Raw genomic sequence first — 1,323 nt, forward strand, 5'->3', positions numbered from 1 at the left:
TGAACCGCCCCGGGTTTCCGAGAGGGTAAAACTCTCAGAGGATGACCGTTATGGAATCGAAGAAGAAGCACACCCCGACATACACGGCCGAGTTCCGCGAGCGCGGCGTTCGTCTGTATCGCGAACACCGGTCCGATTACAGCAGCGACAACGCCGCTTACCGGGCAGTCGCCTCGAAGCTTGGCTGCTCCCACGACACTTTGCGGGCCTGGTGCTTGCAGGCGGCACGAGATGCTGGTGAGCGCGCTGGTCTGACCACGGACGAGCGGGCGCGGCTCAAGGAGCTGGAGCGCGAGAACCGGGAACTGCGCACGGCCAACGAGATCCTGAAGAAGGCGTCGGCCTATTTTGCCCAGGCGGAGCTCGACCGCCCGTTCCGCAAATGATCGCCTTCATCGAGAAGCATCGTGGAGTTTTCGGGGTCGAGCCGATCTGCCGTGTTCTGCCGATCGCCCCGGCAACCTTTCACCGTCATGCCGCCATCGCCCGCAATCTCGAGCTGGCCTCGGACCGTGCCCGGCAGGACGTGCAGGATTTCGAGAAGATCAAGGCAGCCCACGGCAAGAGCCGGGGGCGCTACGGTGCCCGCAAGGTCTGGCATCAGCTTCGGCGTGACGGGCACGACATCGCGCGTTGCACCGTGGAGCGGCTCATGCATCTTCACGGATTACAAGGGGTTGTGCGAGGTCAGAAGAAGACGACCATCCCCGATCCAGCGCAGCCTTGCCCGGATGACAAGGTCAACCGGCAGTTCGTGGCGGCCATGCCCAATCAGCTCTGGGTGTCGGACTTCACCTATGTGTCGACATGGGCGGGAATGGTCTACGTGGCCTTCATCATCGATGTCTTCGCCCGAAAGATCGTGGGCTGGCGCGTTTCGACATCGATGACCACGGGCTTCGTGTTGGACGCCCTGAACCAGGCGATCTGCCAGCGGTGCCCAACAGGCGGCGGGTTGATCCATCACTCCGACCGCGGCAGCCAGTATCTGTCAATCCGCTACACCGAGCGCCTGGCGGATGCAGGCATCGACACCTCGGTGGGCAGCGTGGGCGACAGCTATGACAACGCCATGGCCGAGAGCATCATCGGCCTGTTCAAGACCGAGGTCATCAACTTCCTCGGCCCGTGGAAATCCATGGCACAAGTCGAGTGGGAGACCCTGCACTGGGTCAGCTGGTATAACAACGAGCGGCTACACAGCGCCATCGGTCATAGGCCGCCGCAAGAAGTGGAGGAGGCGTTCTACGCACAGATGAACACCCTTGAAAAAGCCGCGTAGGTTTTGAACAAAGAAGCCTCTCGGAAACCCGGGGCGGTTCA

General features: G+C 61.9%; 1 protein-coding gene and 1 other annotated feature. The gene reads left to right on the top strand.

From position 1 onward, the window contains the following. Positions 1 to 50 precede the first annotated feature (50 nt). A protein-coding gene (locus tag CEF10_RS16665) for an IS3 family transposase (RefSeq protein ID WP_101069286.1) occupies positions 51 to 1,282 on the top strand; the annotation gives its coding sequence in 2 pieces (ribosomal slippage) (positions 51 to 348 and positions 348 to 1,282; 1,233 coding nt in all). Beyond that, positions 341 to 457: a sequence feature (AL1L pseudoknot), on the top strand. (Overlaps the previous gene by 117 nt.) Positions 1,283 to 1,323 lie beyond the last annotated feature (41 nt).

Origin of the sequence: Roseovarius salinarum (genome assembly GCF_002834145.1) — a bacterium.
GTDB classification, from domain to species: Bacteria; Pseudomonadota; Alphaproteobacteria; order Rhodobacterales; family Rhodobacteraceae; genus Roseovarius; species Roseovarius salinarum.